This window comes from Algoriphagus sp. NBT04N3 (genome assembly GCF_019443765.1).
Classification (GTDB): Bacteria; Bacteroidota; Bacteroidia; order Cytophagales; family Cyclobacteriaceae; genus Algoriphagus; species Algoriphagus ornithinivorans.
In genome coordinates, this window is the sequence record NZ_CP048415.1 from 1,583,338 (window position 1) to 1,598,931 (window position 15,594).

14 protein-coding genes and 2 tRNA genes are annotated in these 15,594 nt (G+C 39.4%); 13 read left to right on the forward strand and 3 right to left on the reverse strand.

From position 1 onward, the window contains the following. Nucleotides 1-3: 3 nt before the first annotated feature. The 10 genes from GYM62_RS06780 (at nucleotide 4) to GYM62_RS06825 (ending at nucleotide 8,898) form a co-directional block, all read left to right on the forward strand. Nucleotides 4-1,359, forward strand: a complete 1,356-nt coding sequence (locus tag GYM62_RS06780) for an HlyD family secretion protein (RefSeq protein WP_219958845.1) — start codon at nucleotides 4-6, stop codon at nucleotides 1,357-1,359. Then, entirely contained in the window at nucleotides 1,356-2,741 is a 1,386-nt protein-coding gene (locus GYM62_RS06785; RefSeq protein WP_219958846.1) for a TolC family protein, read from the forward strand. The genes GYM62_RS06780 and GYM62_RS06785 overlap by 4 nt, the downstream gene beginning before the upstream one ends. A 12-nt stretch (nucleotides 2,742-2,753) precedes the next feature. Next, nucleotides 2,754-3,041, forward strand: a complete 288-nt coding sequence (locus GYM62_RS06790; RefSeq protein WP_219958847.1) for a DUF1330 domain-containing protein — start codon at nucleotides 2,754-2,756, stop codon at nucleotides 3,039-3,041. Nucleotides 3,042-3,073: 32 nt separating this feature from the next. After that, the gene (locus tag GYM62_RS06795; protein WP_219958848.1) at nucleotides 3,074-3,829 is read left to right on the forward strand and encodes a hypothetical protein; all 756 of its coding nucleotides are present in this window, start codon (nucleotides 3,074-3,076) and stop codon (nucleotides 3,827-3,829) included. Between the two features lie 144 nt (nucleotides 3,830-3,973). Then, on the forward strand, nucleotides 3,974-4,963 hold the full coding sequence (locus GYM62_RS06800) for a sugar kinase (RefSeq protein ID WP_219958849.1): 990 nt from the start codon (nucleotides 3,974-3,976) through the stop codon (nucleotides 4,961-4,963). A 1-nt stretch (nucleotide 4,964) separates the two neighbouring features. Next, nucleotides 4,965-5,627 carry a bifunctional 4-hydroxy-2-oxoglutarate aldolase/2-dehydro-3-deoxy-phosphogluconate aldolase gene (locus GYM62_RS06805; protein WP_219958850.1) on the forward strand — a complete coding sequence of 221 codons (663 nt, stop codon included), beginning with the start codon at nucleotides 4,965-4,967 and terminating at the stop codon, nucleotides 5,625-5,627. A 247-nt stretch (nucleotides 5,628-5,874) separates the two neighbouring features. Next, nucleotides 5,875-6,483 carry a TIGR04282 family arsenosugar biosynthesis glycosyltransferase gene (locus GYM62_RS06810; RefSeq protein WP_219958851.1) on the forward strand — a complete coding sequence of 203 codons (609 nt, stop codon included), beginning with the start codon at nucleotides 5,875-5,877 and terminating at the stop codon, nucleotides 6,481-6,483. Nucleotides 6,484-6,495: 12 nt separating this feature from the next. Then, entirely contained in the window at nucleotides 6,496-7,125 is a 630-nt protein-coding gene (locus GYM62_RS06815; RefSeq protein ID WP_219958852.1) for a DUF6134 family protein, read from the forward strand. Between the two features lie 70 nt (nucleotides 7,126-7,195). After that, nucleotides 7,196-7,834 carry a TIGR04283 family arsenosugar biosynthesis glycosyltransferase gene (locus tag GYM62_RS06820; RefSeq protein WP_255590604.1) on the forward strand — a complete coding sequence of 213 codons (639 nt, stop codon included), beginning with the start codon at nucleotides 7,196-7,198 and terminating at the stop codon, nucleotides 7,832-7,834. A gap of 8 nt (nucleotides 7,835-7,842) precedes the next feature. Then, on the forward strand, nucleotides 7,843-8,898 hold the full coding sequence (locus GYM62_RS06825; RefSeq protein ID WP_219958853.1) for a VOC family protein: 1,056 nt from the start codon (nucleotides 7,843-7,845) through the stop codon (nucleotides 8,896-8,898). Here the strand turns inward: GYM62_RS06825 and gap are convergent. After that, the gene (gene gap / locus GYM62_RS06830) at nucleotides 8,895-9,911 is read right to left on the reverse strand and encodes a type I glyceraldehyde-3-phosphate dehydrogenase (RefSeq protein WP_219958854.1); all 1,017 of its coding nucleotides are present in this window, start codon (nucleotides 9,909-9,911) and stop codon (nucleotides 8,895-8,897) included. The genes GYM62_RS06825 and gap overlap by 4 nt on opposite strands. Before the next feature lie 186 nt (nucleotides 9,912-10,097). Here gap and GYM62_RS06835 point away from each other — a divergent pair. From GYM62_RS06835 to GYM62_RS06845, 3 genes are all read left to right on the forward strand, one after another. Continuing rightward, nucleotides 10,098-10,169 (forward strand) — tRNA-Glu (locus tag GYM62_RS06835). Between the two features lie 96 nt (nucleotides 10,170-10,265). Then, nucleotides 10,266-10,340, forward strand: a tRNA-Glu gene (locus GYM62_RS06840). Nucleotides 10,341-10,516: 176 nt separating this feature from the next. Further along, nucleotides 10,517-13,936, forward strand: a complete 3,420-nt coding sequence (locus tag GYM62_RS06845; RefSeq protein WP_219958855.1) for a HEAT repeat domain-containing protein — start codon at nucleotides 10,517-10,519, stop codon at nucleotides 13,934-13,936. 72 nt (nucleotides 13,937-14,008) lie between these two features. On the opposite strand, the gene GYM62_RS06850 is transcribed toward GYM62_RS06845, so the two are convergent. Further along, entirely contained in the window at nucleotides 14,009-14,956 is a 948-nt protein-coding gene (locus GYM62_RS06850; RefSeq protein WP_219958856.1) for an IS3 family transposase, read from the reverse strand. Continuing rightward, nucleotides 14,956-15,351 (reverse strand): transposase, encoded by a 396-nt coding sequence (locus tag GYM62_RS06855; RefSeq protein ID WP_219957855.1) that lies wholly within the window; start codon nucleotides 15,349-15,351, stop codon nucleotides 14,956-14,958. Before GYM62_RS06855 ends, GYM62_RS06850 begins: the two co-directional genes overlap by 1 nt. Between the last annotated feature and the right edge of the window lie 243 nt (nucleotides 15,352-15,594).

Genomic DNA, 15,594 nt, shown 5'->3' on the forward strand with positions numbered 1-15,594 from the left:
GTCATGCTGAATATTTCAAATATTAGAATCAAGGAATCTATTCCTTTCAGTGGGGCCAAAAGTTTGGTGATGACTCTGCCTGTCAAAGAAAGTCAGAAGAGAGTCAGGATTTTGACAGTGATCATGTTAGTTTTCTTTGGGATGTTATTCCTTCCCTGGACTCAAAACATTAGATCTAAGGGATATGTGACAGCTTTAAGGCCTGATCAAAGACCTCAAACCATTCATTCTGTCATTGCTGGTAGGATTGAAAAGTGGTATGTAAGTGAAGGCGCCTTTGTTTCAAAAGGAGATACAATATTAAGGATATCAGAAATCAAAGATGAGTATTTTGATTCCTTGTTATTGCCTAGAACACAGCAGCAGGTTAATGCTAAAACTTTCGCAGCTAGATCATATGGTGAAAAAGTAGAAGCTTTGAAGGCTCAAATCCAGGCTTTGGAGAGAAATAACATACTCAAAATTCAACAGGCTGAGAATAAGCTCAGAATGGCTGAATTGAAAGTGGAATCTGACAGCATCAAGTTCTATCAGGCTTCTGTAAACTTTGATATTGGAAAGCAGCAGCTTGCACGTTATGAAACTCTATATATAGAAGGTTTGACATCTTTGACAGACTTGGAATCGAGAAGACTCCGTTTTCAGGATGTAAATGCTAAATTAATTGCTGCTGAAAACGACTATTTATCCAGTCAAAATGAGCTTCTTTCCGCTCAAATTGAGTTGGGTGCGATTGACAATGAATTTAAAGATAAATTAGCGAAGGCAAGGTCTGAGATGTATACGGCCATGTCCTCTCAGTTTGATACGGAGGCTACAGTTTCCAAACTGGAAAACACCTATTCGAATTATGAAGCTAGGACTGGCTTTAGATATATTCTGGCGCCACAGGATGGATACTTAGCGAGAGCAATCCAGGTAGGTTTAGGTGAGACCATCAAAGAAGGTGATCCAATTCTCAACATCGTACCGGCTGAAGCTGCTTTGGCAGTAGAAATGTATGTGCAACCTGTAGATCTTCCATTGATTAAGGTTGGAAATAAGGTACGATTCATATTCGATGGATGGCCTGCAATTGTATTCTCTGGTTGGCCTCAGATTTCCAATGGTACATTCGGCGGGGTTGTAGTAGCAATAGACCAATTTGCAGGAAATAATAATCAATATCGTGTTTTAGTAATTGAAGATCCAGAAGAAGAAGCTTGGCCAGAGATGCTAAGAATCGGTTCTGGAGCTGATGGAATCGCTCTTCTTAACGATGTGCCGGTATGGTATGAAATCTGGCGTCAGTTGAATGGATTCCCAGCTGATTATTACACGCAGGAACAAAAAGATGCATTAGCCAAGGAAAAGAAATGAGATATTTCTTCATCGTTTTAGGTCTTTTTCTATCCTCTTTGACTTATGGTCAAGCAGCTGATACCCTGAGAGCGGAAACCTTCATTTCTTGGTTGCAGGCATATCATCCCATGGCTAGGCAGGCTGAAATCCAGCTGGAATTCGGGGATATGGAATTGAGAACAGCTAGGGGAGCTTTTGATCCATTGGTTTATGGAGATCTTGACAGCAAACAGTACAAAGAGACCAATTATTATGACAAGAGGGAAGCAGGAGTAATTATTCCCACTTGGGCTGGAATTGAGTTGAACGGTACATTTGAACAGAATAATGGACAGTTTCTGAATGAGGAGAGAACTGTTCCTTCCGGAGGGCTATTTGCCGCAGGCGCTGCGGTTAATTTGGGCCAAGGATTGATTTTGGATGAAAGAAGGGCAAGTTTGAGACAGGCTCAGATTTATCAGCAGTCTACAGAAGTTGAGCGGGCAAGAATGCTCAACGAACTCTATGTAAGAGGATATGAGGCTTATTGGAACTGGGCATTAACTTATGCCAATCAAGAAGCCTTGGAAGAAGCAGTGAGACTGACACAATTCCGATTTGAGGGAATAGTAAGTTCTTATAAGCAGGGTGACGTAGCCGCTATTGATACGGTAGAAGCCTATTCACAATTGCTAAACAGGCAGTATAGACTACAAAATGCCAGAAATGAGTATTTCGCAGCTACTCAATTCTTAAGTGCATTTCTTTGGAGTGAGGATGGATTTCCCATGGTTTTGGATGAGCAAACTATTCCTGAAAATCTGGAAATTGATTTGTCTTTAGTCCTAAACCCTGAGGAATTAAGAACTTTTATTACGAATCATCCAGAACTTCAACTGGTAGATTACGAATTGGCGGGATTGGAAATAGACAGAAAACTCAAGGCGCAATCACTCTTGCCAGTGGTTAAGCTAAAGTACAATTTCTTGGTTGAGACTTTAGACGGATTTCAGGAAGCACCGTTTTTTGAGAACAATTACAAATTTGGGCTTTCAGTTTATACTCCATTGCTTTGGAGAAAAGCTCGAGGTTCTTTAGGGTTAGCAAAAGCTAAAATTGACTTCAAGCAAAACTCCAGAGACATCAAAGCATTGGAACTTAGAACTAAACTAGAGGCAGAGATTAACAACTTTTCTGCTTTGAGTACACAGGTTCAGGTCTTTTCAGAAAATGTATTCAGTCTTCAAAGATTATTGGATGCCGAAATCCGGAAGTTTGACATGGGAGAGAGTAGTTTGTTCTTGGTCAATGCCCGTGAGGTTTCGGTCTTTGACTCGAGACTGACTTTGAACCAATTAATTGCAAAAAGGAAAGTTGCCGTAGCCAAGGCAAGGTTTGCTGCGGGTATAGGGTTTGAATAATTAAAAAGGATTATGCCAGCTTATATTATTGTTGAAGTAGATATTACCGATCCGGCTCAGTATGAGGAGTACAAGAAATTAACTCCTGCCACTGTTGAAAAATACGGAGGAAAATTTGTGCTTCGAGGACAACCGGTTGAAGCGCTCGAAGGCGAATGGACTCACGACAGATTGGTGATGTTAAAGTTCCCGGATGGGAAAAGTGCAAAAGCCTGGTACAATTCTAAGGAATATCAAGAAGCAAAGGAAATTCGATCAAAAGCAGGCTCTGCCAAATTTTTTCTTATCGAATCTGAATAATTGGCATTTTTATTGGTATGTAATACAAATAAATGGATTTGAGTTATCTAATCGCCTTAAATCCATTGAAAATATTTGTTTCACATAACCATAAAGTTCAATCATCTTTAAAAATTATTCAAATGAAAAAGAATTACTTCTTTGCTAAGAGTTTTTTAATTCTAGCAGCATCGTCCTTAATCGTAACGTCCTGTATGACAGATACAGAGGGTCCTTTAGAAGAATCATTACTAACTGAAAAAGCTCTGGAAGTTACTGATTCAGAAGGTGGTGAGAATTTGAAAAAAGGAGGGTTTGTTGAGTATAAAGACTCTTTTACAAATCAAATTTTAAGTCTTGGAGAGGTAGATGGTGAGTTTGTTTTAGTAGACCCAAGGACTTTTGAGGGGACTATCTTTTTACCAGGAACCGGAAAGGGAAAAGCCAGAACTATGGGAAATGTGCATTCATTTATCAACCAAGTTGCAACTGGACCAACAACATCAATCGGCGCACCAGTTATGCAATTTCATGCTGATGCTTTAGCTAAATTTGGAATTGTTGACCTTCCTAACAATGTTCATACTGTGACAATAAATGATGCTGGCCATGCTTTATTTTTCGAAAGTAAAACTAATGTAGCTAATTCAATGGCACCAGATAGAGTTGAGTTTGAAGCAGAATTAACCATAGTTGGGGGAACTAAAAAATATGAAAATGCAACTGGTACGGGAAATGTAACAGGCTTTTATAATCCAAATAACGGGCAAGGTGAATCCACAGTAACAGCTTTGATTAAATTGAATTAAATATCATCACGATGATGTAAAAGGCGGCCTCGGTCGCCTTTTTTTATGCCCTGAAATGGATTCCGCTATTTTTTATATTGAAGAAGGGGGACTTTCGGTCGCTATTTTCTAATTTGGAAGACATACCAACCAATTCTCTTTTTCATGAATAAAATAATCACTCTGGGAGAAGTGATGCTGCGGTTATCTCCGGCAGATAATAGAAGATTTGCTCAGGCTAATTCTTTTCAAATAGATTTTGGAGGCTCAGAAGCAAATGTCGGGGCAGCTTTAGCTTACTGGGGAGAACATGTTTCCCATGTGACAGCCTTTCCAGATGATGAATTGGGTAAAAGGGCTGTATCCGAATTACGAAAAAGTGGCTTGGATACCAGTTTAATAAGCTTTTTGCCCGGAAGATTGGGCTTGTATTATTTGGAAAATGGGAGTTTACAAAGAAGCTCAAAAATCATCTATGATCGATTCGGTTCAAGTTTTTCGAAATATGATGGAAGCGATAAGAACTGGGAGAAAGAATTAGAAGGAGTTACTTGGGTTCATTGGTCAGGTATCAGTCCTGCTATTTCACAAGAAGCTGCGGATTTAACTTACAGAATTCTGAAAATAGCCAGAAGCAAAAATATTGAAGTATCGGGGGATATTAATTATAGAAGTAATCTCTGGCAATATGGGAAAATGGCGCATGAAGTAATGCCTGAGTTAATTGAGCTTTCTTCAGTTTTGATAGCAGGAACCAGAGATTTTAATCAATGCTTAAACAAGGACTTTAATGATTTTAGTGAGGCTAAAGCCTATGCTTTTGAAAAATACCCTCAGTTGAAGTTCATCGCCAAAACCAATAGAAAAACTCATTCAGCCAGCCACAATTCTTTAGATGCAGAACTTCACAGTAAGGAGCAGGTTTGGAATTCGAAAAATTATGAGGTGAATCCCATATTAGACCGGGTAGGTACAGGTGATGCATTTGCTGCCGGATTAATTCTTGGCCTCAGAAAAAATGATCCCAAATGGGCAATAGAATTTGGAATGGCTGCAGGAGTCCTGAAACATGCGGTGCATGGAGACTTATTATTATCTTCCATAGAAGAAGTTCAGGAGGTCGCCGACGGCACATCAGGAAAAATCAAAAGATGATATGAGAAACACTGAAAGCCCATTTATCAAACAAATAAATCAGGCAGGACTAATGCCCATTTTTTACCATTCCAGTGAGGAGGTTTGCTTAAGTATTTTGAAGGTTGCTTATGATTCAGGAATCAGGGTCATTGAATTAGTCAATAGGGGTTCGGAAGCAACAAAAATATTTCCTAGCCTTAGGAAATTGGCAAATCAATTACCGGGACTAAGCCTAGGGATAGGAACAATTTATCATCCCTATGAAGCTGAAGAATTTTTAGAAATGGGTGCTGAATTTATTGTCGCTCCGGTAATGAATCCTCGACTTGGGGAGTACTGTAGCCGAAACGATGTGCCTTGGGTTCCTGGGTGTGGAACAGTTACTGAGATTTGGCAAGCTCAAGAACTGGGAGCAGAGTTGGTGAAAATCTATCCGGCAAACTTGCTCACTCCAGAATTTGTCCCTTCTGTGCATGCGGTCTTACCAAAAATTGAAATTATCCCAACCGGCGGAATTGAACCTACATTGGAAAGTATCAAGCCTTGGTTTGATGCAGGTGTACTCTGTGTGGGAATGGGCTCTCAATTAATTCGAAAAGACTGGGTTCAATCCGGCAATTATGAGCAGCTAGGCAAAGCTTTTAAGCAGGCGGTTAATTTGGTCGAACAAATCAAGTCATAGAATAACATGGGCTTTGATTTTATTTTTTTGCAATAAATTGGGTTTCCCAATTTAAGATTGACAATCATCAAAAATCAAGATTAATCCTTCCTTTAGGATTACTTCGTATTTTATTTCCTAATTTGGATTTTCTTAGGCTTTATCACCTTCAGAAAATTTTATTTAGCCTTAATCTCCCTTGAGTTTAAAACTTTTTAAGGTTTCTAAACTTAAGGTAATGTGTTTTATCCCTAACGAGTAAATTGAAATGAGTCTTTACAATTCAGCAATTATCATATTTCAAAAAAATGCCCAAAAAGGAAGAGTAAAAACCCGACTTGCGGCAACTATTGGAGATGAAGAAGCTTTAAAAGTATACCGCCTTCTTACAGAATATACCCATCAGGTATGCCTTGAATTAGATTGTCCAAAGTTTCTTTATTTTTCAGATTTTATCACAGATTCAGAGAGCAGGGATCATTACGAACTGAGAGTTCAAGATGGAAAAGATCTCGGAGAAAGAATGAAAAATGCCTTTGAAGCGTTATTTGAAGCTGGATACGAAAAAATATTAATCTTAGGAACTGATTGTGCTGAATTGGATGCGACAATTTTGAAAAAAGCATTCAAAGATCTCAAAAATGAGGAGGTCGTAATTGGACCGGCTAGAGATGGTGGGTACTATTTATTAGGCATGTCAAAATTTGTTCCTGAACTTTTTGAAGATATGCCTTGGAGTACCAAAGATGTGGCTCCAGAAACTATGAAAAGGTTGAATGAACTTTCTATCCCTTTTACAACGCTACCTACACTATCTGATGTGGACAACGAAGCGGATTGGGAACGTGTTAAAGGAAAGTTTGTATTTCAGGGGTAATTGATCAAGAACATGTGTACCAAGCGTCTAGATGCAATGATCAGGTCTATTTTCTTCCTTTTATTATTGCAAATATTTCTTTTTACCAATTCCTATAGTCAATCTGTCCAGGAAAAGCGTCAGTTTGAAATCAAAGTGGCAGGAATTAAAATCGGTGATTTGGAAGCTCAACAAGTCAAAGAAAATTTAAACACGAATTATAGCCTTAAGAGTAGTGTGAGCTTTTGGTTTTTCGGGAAGTTATTCGTGGACTTTTTAATCAATGCAAAATATGGAGAAGACAGATTGTTGAATTCAATTGCAGACCTTAAATCTAATAGGGGTGAGTTTTTATCTACAATTATCTGGAAAAAGAATTTCTATGAAGTAGATGCAAATACTTATAAATTCGAAAACACAGATCCTGTCAAGGAATCAATTGACCTTTCTGTCAGCAAGCTCTATTTCAAAAAACCCAAGCACAATCAATTATTAATATCTGAAACATATGGCTTGGTTAGTCTAGTCAAAGAAGTTGAACCGAATGTGTTCGAAATAGAAATAGATGGCAACAGAAATCAATTTCATTACAAGGGTGATGAATTGGATAAAGTAATTATCCAAAACCCCATAAAAAACTATGTAATCCAGAGAGTGTATTGAGCGAAGAGAATTCTTGTATGTTTTTATCCATCATCATCCCAATTTACAACGAAGAAAAAAATCTAAAGGAATGCTTCCTTTGTTGATTCAAAATTCTCCCAAATCGGATAGAGAAATCCTGGTAGTAGATGCAGCAAGTACCGATCAAAGTAAAGAGGTATGTCATCAACTGGGAGTAAAATATATTCTGGCTTCAGAAGCCTCTAGAGCAGCTCAAATGAACAAAGGGGCTGCTGAAGCTAAGGGTTCGGTATTGTATTTTGTGCATGCGGATTCTAGACCAAAAGAAAGTTTTTTTGAGGATATTTCTTTAGCTATTTCCGGTGGAAAAAAAGCGGGTTGTTATCGCTATAAGTTTGATTCAGATAGTTGGATGCTAAAAATCAATGGTTGGTTTACCCGATTCAATGGCCTGTTTGCAGGGGGTGGGGATCAAACCTTATTTATAGAGAAAAGCTTCTTTGAAGAATTGAAAGGTTTTGATGAAGAATATTGCATTATGGAAGATTTCGATTTGGTCAAGAGAATCAAGGCAGTTTCAGATTTTCATATTATTCCCAAATCAATTATGGTTTCAGCCAGGAAATACGACGAAAACAGCTGGCTAAGGGTTCAAATAGCCAATTTGGTTGCATTTGCATACTTCCTGATGAAATATCCGCCGTCTAAAATTAAATCTGCTTATTTCCAATTATTAAAACATCGATAGGAGCTCTTATGACAGGTTATTCAATCAATGGAATTCAGCAAGTAGGTATTGGCGTAGAAAATGCAACCGAGGCCTGGAAATGGTACAGAAAAGCATTTGGCATGAACGTGCCTATCTTTGAGGATAAGGCAGAAGCCAAGTTGATGACTCGCTATACTAGTGGGAAGGTGCATAGTAGACATGCCATTTTAGCCATGAATATGCAAGGGGGAGGCGGTTTCGAAATTTGGCAATACGAATCCAAAAAACCACAAAAAGCAGACTTTGATCTTGATTTTAGAAACCTTGGAATTTTGGCTGTTAAAATTCGATGTAGACAAATTGAAGGCTGCTTTAATCATCTGAAGAAAATAGGAGCTCAAATATTGACTGAGCCTTGTAAAGATCCTCTGGGAGTTTCACACTTTTTCATCAAAGATCCATTCGGAAACACATTCGAGCTAAGAGAAAATTCTTCCTGGTTTAGTCAGTCGGAAGCCTTAACTGGAGGTGTTTGTGGCGTAACTATTGGCACCAGCTCCATTGATCAGTCACTTTCATTGTACCAAAACCTTTTACAGCATCCTCATCAACTTTTGGATCAAACTGAAAAATGGGAAGACCTACCAACCCAGAAGTTAGATTCTGCTTCATTTAGACGGGTTTTTCTTCAGAATAATCAAAGTCCTACTGGAGCATTTGGCAAACTTCTCTGTCAAAATCAGATTGAATTGCTCGAATATCAAGGGGATAAAGGAGTTCCAGTATTTGAAAATCGAGATTGGGGAGACCTGGGCTTTATCCATGTTTGCTTTGATGTGAATCAAATGGATGAACTCAAATCCAAAAGTCAGGATATGAATTTGGCCTTTACAGTGGATAGCCAGAATAATTTTGACATGGGAGAGGCCGCAGGAAGGTTTTCATATTTAGAAGACCTTGACGGTACTTTGATTGAATTTGTGGAGACTTACCGTGTACCTATTTTTAAAAAACTGGGACTTTATTTCAAACTCAAGGAAAATCAAAAGCCTTTACCAAATATTATGGTAAAGGCCTTAGGATTGAATAGGGTCAAAGATTAGTGAATATTCACTGAAATTCTTTTGGCGAGTTCAACTAGCCTATTGGCATAACCTGCTTCGTTGTCATACCAGCCTACTATCTTCACCAAGTTGCCTTTAGAAGAAGTAAGCGCTGCATCTAAAATGCAGGAGTATGGATTGCCAATAATATCCATGGAGACGATGGGATCTTTCTCCACCTGAATGATTCCTTTTAAGTTACCTTGGGCAGCCTTCTCAAATGCAGAATTAATCTCTTCAACGGATGCCTCTTTTTCCAAAGAAATTATCAAATCCGTCAAAGAACCGTCAGGAACTGGAACTCTCATGGCAGATGCTTCGATTTTTCCGTCCAAAGCAGGCATGACACGGTCCAAAGCCTTTCCTGCATTGGTGGTGGTAGGAATGATGCTATATGCAGCAGCGCGGGCTCTCCTGAGGTCTCTATGAGGTGCATCATGGAGGTTTTGATCATTGGTATAGGAGTGAACAGTGGATGCATAGCCTTTCACTATTCCAAAGTTCTCTTCCAAGACCTGGACCATCGGAGCAAGGCAATTTGTGGTACAAGATGCGTTGGAAATGATTTTCTCTTCTCCTGTAAGAATAGAATCATTCACACCCAGTACCACCATTTTAATACCCGGATCCTGAGAAGGTGCTGAAATAATGACTTTCTTAGCACCTGCATGAAGATGCTTTTCAGCATTTTCTCTGTCGGTAAATCTACCTGTGCTTTCTATAACCACATCAATATCCAATTCCTTCCAGGGAAGTTTGTCAGGAGATGATTGGCTGAGTAATTTGATTTTTTGATCACCAACATTCAGGATGGATTGATTGACCGATATCTCTAAATCCAACTTTCCATGTATGGAGTCATATTTCAGCAAATGAGCGATGGCTTTATCATCTGCCAAGTCATTGATTGCTATTAATTCAAAGTCGGGATTTTCTATTAAAAGTTTTGCAGTATACCTTCCTATTCTTCCAAAGCCATTGATGGCAATTCTCGTCTTGGGTTTATATGACATGAGTCTATTTATTGAATCGTAAAATTAGAAAAAGGATTACAGGGATTGAAATGAAATTTTAATTGCTTTGGTTCAGGTTTTTAGGTGAAATACAGAAGAAATTTTTGTGGGCACTTTGCTATTCTAAAACCAAGCCTCTATATTTGCACAACATTTCAGGAAAGGACGTTTTCTGAATCTTTTAATGGTCCGTTCGTCTAGGGGTTAGGACGCATCCCTTTCACGGATGAAACACGGGTTCGATTCCCGTACGGACTACTATATTGCTGATTATCAAGTGACTAGCTTGATTTGAGAATTTAAGATTTTCATTCATAATCAGTGCAACTTCTTGATAATTTTTCAACCCCAAATGGTCCGTTCGTCTAGGGGTTAGGACGCATCCCTTTCACGGATGAAACACGGGTTCGATTCCCGTACGGACTACCAAAGTAACTCGTTTACTGAGTTTAAAAGCATTTTTGTTTTATGGTTGTTAGTGGTTAAAGTGAACAAAATCCCGACTTCTGGTCGGGATTTTTGTTTTACAGCATTTTTGATCAACGGAAAATACTCCCTTAATCATTTTGATTATTTTGCATTTGTCAAACCTATTATTTGTCAATATGCATCAATCCCAAAACCTATTTTCCAATTTGATAGCTTTGCTTCTAATTGGAACTGTCACCTTATCCTCCTGTAAAAAAGAAGAGCCGGTTGATTTAAGGATCAAAACTTTTACCCTAGAGCAACTCAGTCCTCAAGCTGAAGCGGCAAGAGCTCAAATTAATCCTGTTCTCAAAGATGGTCTCAAGCTCTCTATTTGGGGAGTTGATTCCTTGGTATATGACCCAATTTCAATTCATATCAATGATCAGGGGGAATTATTTTATTCCAGAACAAACCGACAGAAAAATTCTGAATTTGATATTAGAGGTCATCAGGATTGGGAAATCAGATCCATTGCCTTGCAGAATATTGAAGACAAAAGAGCATTTCTAAGAGCTGAATTATCTCCAGAAAGAAGTGAGTTCAACACTTGGTTAGAAGATTTGAATGGTGACGGTTCCCATGATTGGAGAGACATGACTGTGGAAAAGGAGCATATCTATAAATTAAAAGATACTGATGGAGATGGGCTTGCAGATTTTTCACAATTGATCTTAGAGGATTTCAACGATGAGGTGACTGATGTAGCCGGAGCTGTGATGATGGGCGAAGATGCGCTCTATGTTGGTGTGGGACCTGATATGTGGAGATTGGTTGACAAAAATGGAGATGGTATCATGGACGATAAAACCTCCATTTCACATGGCTATGGGATTCATATTGGATTTGGAGCTCATGGGATGTCAGGATTGGAAATGGGGCCTGATGGCCGTGTTTACTGGGGAATTGGAGACATTGGTTTTAATGGAAAAGGACCAGATGGCCAGGAATGGAAATATCCGAATAGAGGAGTTATAGCTAGGGCTAATCCAGATGGCTCTGATTTTGAAATTTTTGCCATGGGTGTCAGAAATACCCATGAATTTGTTTTCGATGCGCATAATAATTTGATTTCCGTTGACAACGATGGAGATCATCCTGGAGAAAAAGAAAGATTGGTTTACCTAACTAATGGCTCCGATACTGGCTGGAGAATCAACTGGCAATTCGGAAAGTACCGGGATCCTGATAACAATGGCTATAAGGTGTGGATGGACGAGCGCTATTTTGTACCACGTTGGGAATCTCAGGCGGCCTTTATTACTCCACCTATTGCCAATTATGTATCCGGGCCAACAGGTATGGTTTTCAACCCAGGTTCTGGTTTAGGCCCCAAATGGAAGGATCATTTCTTTGTAGTTGAATTTGTAGGAAATGCTGCCAATTCTGGTATTCATGCGTTCACTTTGGAACCTAAGGGAGCGAGTTTTGAACTGAAGTCAACGGAAAGAATTTTGTCTGGAGTATTACCTACTGGGATGGATTTTGGTCCTGAAGGAGCATTGTATTTTGCTGATTGGGTTGATGGATGGGGCACCAAAAACTACGGAAGAATCTGGAAATTGGAGGATGAAGAGGCTATTAACTGGGAGCTACAAAAAGATACTGAAAAGGAGCTTAAGGCCGATTTCAAGAAATTAAAGGAATCTGAATTACAAAGCAGACTGTTTCACCAAGATTTGAGAGTTCGAAGAAAGTCTCAATTCGAATTAGCCAAAAGAGGAGAGAAGGGTGCAAAGGTTTTTGAGACAGTTCTGAAAGATCAATCGAACCAATATGCCAGAATCCACGCGATAGTAGGCTTGAGTCAATTAGCAAGAATGGAGTCAATGGACTATGCGAATGCGATTGTTCCATTTTTAAAAGACAAAGATCCTGAAATCAAAGCCCAATCAGCTAAATGGTTAGGAGATATTCGCTATAAAAAAGCAAGCAAGGAATTAATTGCCAACCTAAAGGATTCTAATGCAAGAGCTCAGTTTTTTGCGGCAGAGGCATTGGGAAGAGCCGCCGAAAAAAGTGCTACTGAACCATTAATTCATCTTTTGGAACAAAATAGTGATGAAGATGCCTACCTCAGACATGCTGCAAGTTTGGCATTAGCCAGAATAGGTGAAGAAGCTAAAATCACTGCCTTATCCAATCATCCCTCGGCAGCTGTTAGAATGGGAGCTGTTTTGGCTTTAAGAAGATTAGAAAGCCCTGGTTTAGCTAATTTCTTACAAGACTCGGAGGAGTTAATCGTAACTGAAGCTGCGAGGGCGATTCACGATGATTTTTCAGTAACGGAAGCTATGCCAGCTTTAGCAGCACTTTTGAATCAAACTCCATTTACGAACGAGCCATTGGTTAGAAGAATTATTAGTGCAAATCAGCGAATTGGCGGAGAAGAACAGTTAAATCATGTACTGTCCTATGTTTCCAGGAGCAATGTGCCAGAATCCCTCAAATTGGAGGCTATAGCTGCAGTTGGAACTTGGGTTAAACCATCTCTTGTAGATAGAGTGGATGGAAGATTCCGTGGAGAGGTTAAAAGAGAAGGTTCTTTATTTCGTGAAAAAAGTAAGGATGTATTGATCGCTGGCTTATCAAGTTCTCAGATGGAAGTTAGGAAGGAAGCTGCCAAAGCCATTGGTAAGTTAGGAATTCAAGAGGCATCGGAAGCCCTCTTAGCCAAATTAAAAACTGACCCTTATGAATCAGTGAAAATAGAAGCACTCACAGCCTTAGAAAGAATGAAGGCTACTGAATTAGCTCAAGCTATTACTTTGGCCATGAAAGACAGCAATCAAGGGGTCAGAGTTGCAGGCTTGGGCTTACTTTCCCAAACGTCAATTCCAGCTGAGCAAAAGGTTAGCCTCTTGATGGATATTATTGATAAAAGAACAAGTCCGGAAAAGCAAAGGGCTTTATTAACTCTAGGAAGCATGGAAAACAGCGCTTCGTTTAAGGAATGGAATTCCATTTTGGCTTCCTTCTCTAAAGGTGATTTACCAAGTAGCACTTGGATTGAATTAGAAGAAGCTATCGATGCAACATCATCCAATGAATTGAAATCTCAGTTTAACAAAATGCTGGAGCAAAAGACCGGAGGAGAGTCATGGAAACTCTATGCTGGAGCCTTGGCAGAAGGAAATGTACGGGCCGGGAGATCTATTTTCTTTCAAAACCAGACTGCGCAATGTATTCGTTGCCATGCGTATGATGACATGGGTGGAAACGCTGGTCCTAAGTTAAATGGAGTGGCCAATAAATTAAGTCGAGAGGAATTATTGATTGCGCTAGTAGAGCCTAGTAAAAGAATAGCTCCTGGTTTTGGTTTTATTACATTGGAATTAAAAAATGGAGAAAGCATAACTGGCACTTATTTGGGAGAGAGTCAAGCTGGAGTAACTATTAAAGTTGGATCCAACCCTGAAAAAACCTATTCGGAAGCAGAGATTCAAAGCAAAAAATTAGCATCGTCAAGTATGCCAAATCAAGGAGAACTTCTCAGCAAGAGAGAAATCAGGGATTTGGTGAGTTTCTTAAGTACTTTGAATAAGGAAGAAGAGTAGGTTAGAAGTCTGAATGCTGAAGTGTGAAAGCTGAAAAGTGTGTACATCCCTAAATAACGTTGACCGTTTGGTTCAACATTCATTTATAAATTCCATCGGGCATATATGAGCCAGAGGTTCTTCTCTTGGGCAAACTACTTGGGGGCTCGATGCCCCCGAGTAGTTTTTCTTTCCTTCGGTATAAACATTCACCGTCGGTCTTTCTTGGGCAGGTAAATCTAGTATTTTTTGGTAGAATCCCATCGGTGTATACTTCATATCAAAGGCTCTGTGCAATCTTTTTGTATTATAGTTGTTGACCGCTTTTTTCACTTTTCTCTTTAGCTCATTTATATCTTTGATCTTCCATCTTTTGAGGTATTCATTTTTGATGATTCCATTGATGCGTTCTGCGTAGGCGTTCTCCCATGCGACTTTCCCCATGCTAATGTGGATACAGTTTGTTTTCAGTAATCGGGTATATTCCCCGCTACTGTATTGGGATCCTCTGTCTGAATGGTGAATCAGTCCCCAAGGCAGAAAGTCCAAGAGTTTCAGTGCCATTGTCAATGCTTCTAAGTTGCCTTTGGTCCTCATATGGTCATTGACCGAATAACCGACCAGTAATCGGGTGTAGACGTCTATGATAAACACCAGATAATAGTGTTCCCCATTTAGGTGAAAATAGGTAATATCGCTCTGGATCACCTGAAAGGGGCGGGTAACAGATATTCCTTCAATCAGATTGGGATAGTGGCAGCTCCCGCTGTAAGTGGTTCTATGATAGTTTCTTACACGCTTCACTCCATAGCCCAGTCCCAAGAAAATCTCACAGAACTGATCCCTGCCCATCCAATTCGGATTCAGGGTATAATACATCTTTTCCACCCCACATCCCGGATGTTCCTCCTTCAGCTGATCGGCCAAAATTACCAGCTCGGCAAGCTCCCTGTCAAAGCGATCCTGCCTCAGTTTGGCCTGCTGAACTGCTTGCTTGCTGACCCCAACAGTCCGATAGAGTTCATTGAGAGAATAGCTCATCACTTTCCTGTTGGTTTGGAACCACCAGAGAGTGGGGTATTGGAGTTTTTTTTGATATCGATTGAATAGGTTTCCTTGGCCAGGTCAATCATCTTTTCTAAATAGTCAATCATGATCTGTTTCTGTCCAACAGTTCGTTCGAGCTCCTTGACCTTTTCTTCGAGTTCCTTTAACCGATGTGTCTGGCTGTCTTTCATCTCAACGATTCTGATATTTTTTTCATTGTAAGTGGAATACTTGTAAATCCAACGATAAATAAGAGCATTACAAACTCCGTAATGCTTTTGCATTTGAGGAACAGACATGACTCCTTTTTCGAAGTCGTCTACCAATTTACGTTTAAATTCTTCAGAAAATTTTCGATGTGAATTGATCCTTTTTCCCGTTTTTAGCATCTTCATTCTGATTTAAAAACGGTCAACCTATTTCAGGGAATGACAAAGGGCGTAGCGACGATTTGAACTGCTAGTTTGACTTAATTAAAATCTAAAGGAGGAAAGTTATTGGAGGTGAAAGGAGTAGGGGAATGATAAAATCTGGCTTTCTATTCCTGTATGTTTTGATTCAGTTTGAATTATAGATAAATCTAGAAAAATAAGAAAAGCCACTTTTTTGAAGTGGCTTTTCGATTTTAGGTT

Coding starts and splice junctions, on each gene's coding strand:
- GYM62_RS06850 (WP_219958856.1), bottom strand. CDS start 14,956: ATGAGCTATTCTCTCAATGAACTCTATCGGACTGTTGGGGTCAGCAAG.
- GYM62_RS06855 (WP_219957855.1), bottom strand. CDS start 15,351: ATGCTAAAAACGGGAAAAAGGATCAATTCACATCGAAAATTTTCTGAA.
- GYM62_RS06805 (WP_219958850.1), top strand. CDS start 4,965: ATGAGAAACACTGAAAGCCCATTTATCAAACAAATAAATCAGGCAGGA.
- GYM62_RS06780 (WP_219958845.1), top strand. CDS start 4: ATGCTGAATATTTCAAATATTAGAATCAAGGAATCTATTCCTTTCAGT.
- GYM62_RS06845 (WP_219958855.1), top strand. CDS start 10,517: ATGCATCAATCCCAAAACCTATTTTCCAATTTGATAGCTTTGCTTCTA.
- GYM62_RS06815 (WP_219958852.1), top strand. CDS start 6,496: ATGTGTACCAAGCGTCTAGATGCAATGATCAGGTCTATTTTCTTCCTT.
- GYM62_RS06810 (WP_219958851.1), top strand. CDS start 5,875: ATGAGTCTTTACAATTCAGCAATTATCATATTTCAAAAAAATGCCCAA.
- GYM62_RS06800 (WP_219958849.1), top strand. CDS start 3,974: ATGAATAAAATAATCACTCTGGGAGAAGTGATGCTGCGGTTATCTCCG.
- GYM62_RS06795 (WP_219958848.1), top strand. CDS start 3,074: ATGGATTTGAGTTATCTAATCGCCTTAAATCCATTGAAAATATTTGTT.
- gap (WP_219958854.1), bottom strand. CDS start 9,911: ATGTCATATAAACCCAAGACGAGAATTGCCATCAATGGCTTTGGAAGA.
- GYM62_RS06790 (WP_219958847.1), top strand. CDS start 2,754: ATGCCAGCTTATATTATTGTTGAAGTAGATATTACCGATCCGGCTCAG.
- GYM62_RS06820 (WP_255590604.1), top strand. CDS start 7,196: ATGCTTCCTTTGTTGATTCAAAATTCTCCCAAATCGGATAGAGAAATC.
- GYM62_RS06825 (WP_219958853.1), top strand. CDS start 7,843: ATGACAGGTTATTCAATCAATGGAATTCAGCAAGTAGGTATTGGCGTA.
- GYM62_RS06785 (WP_219958846.1), top strand. CDS start 1,356: ATGAGATATTTCTTCATCGTTTTAGGTCTTTTTCTATCCTCTTTGACT.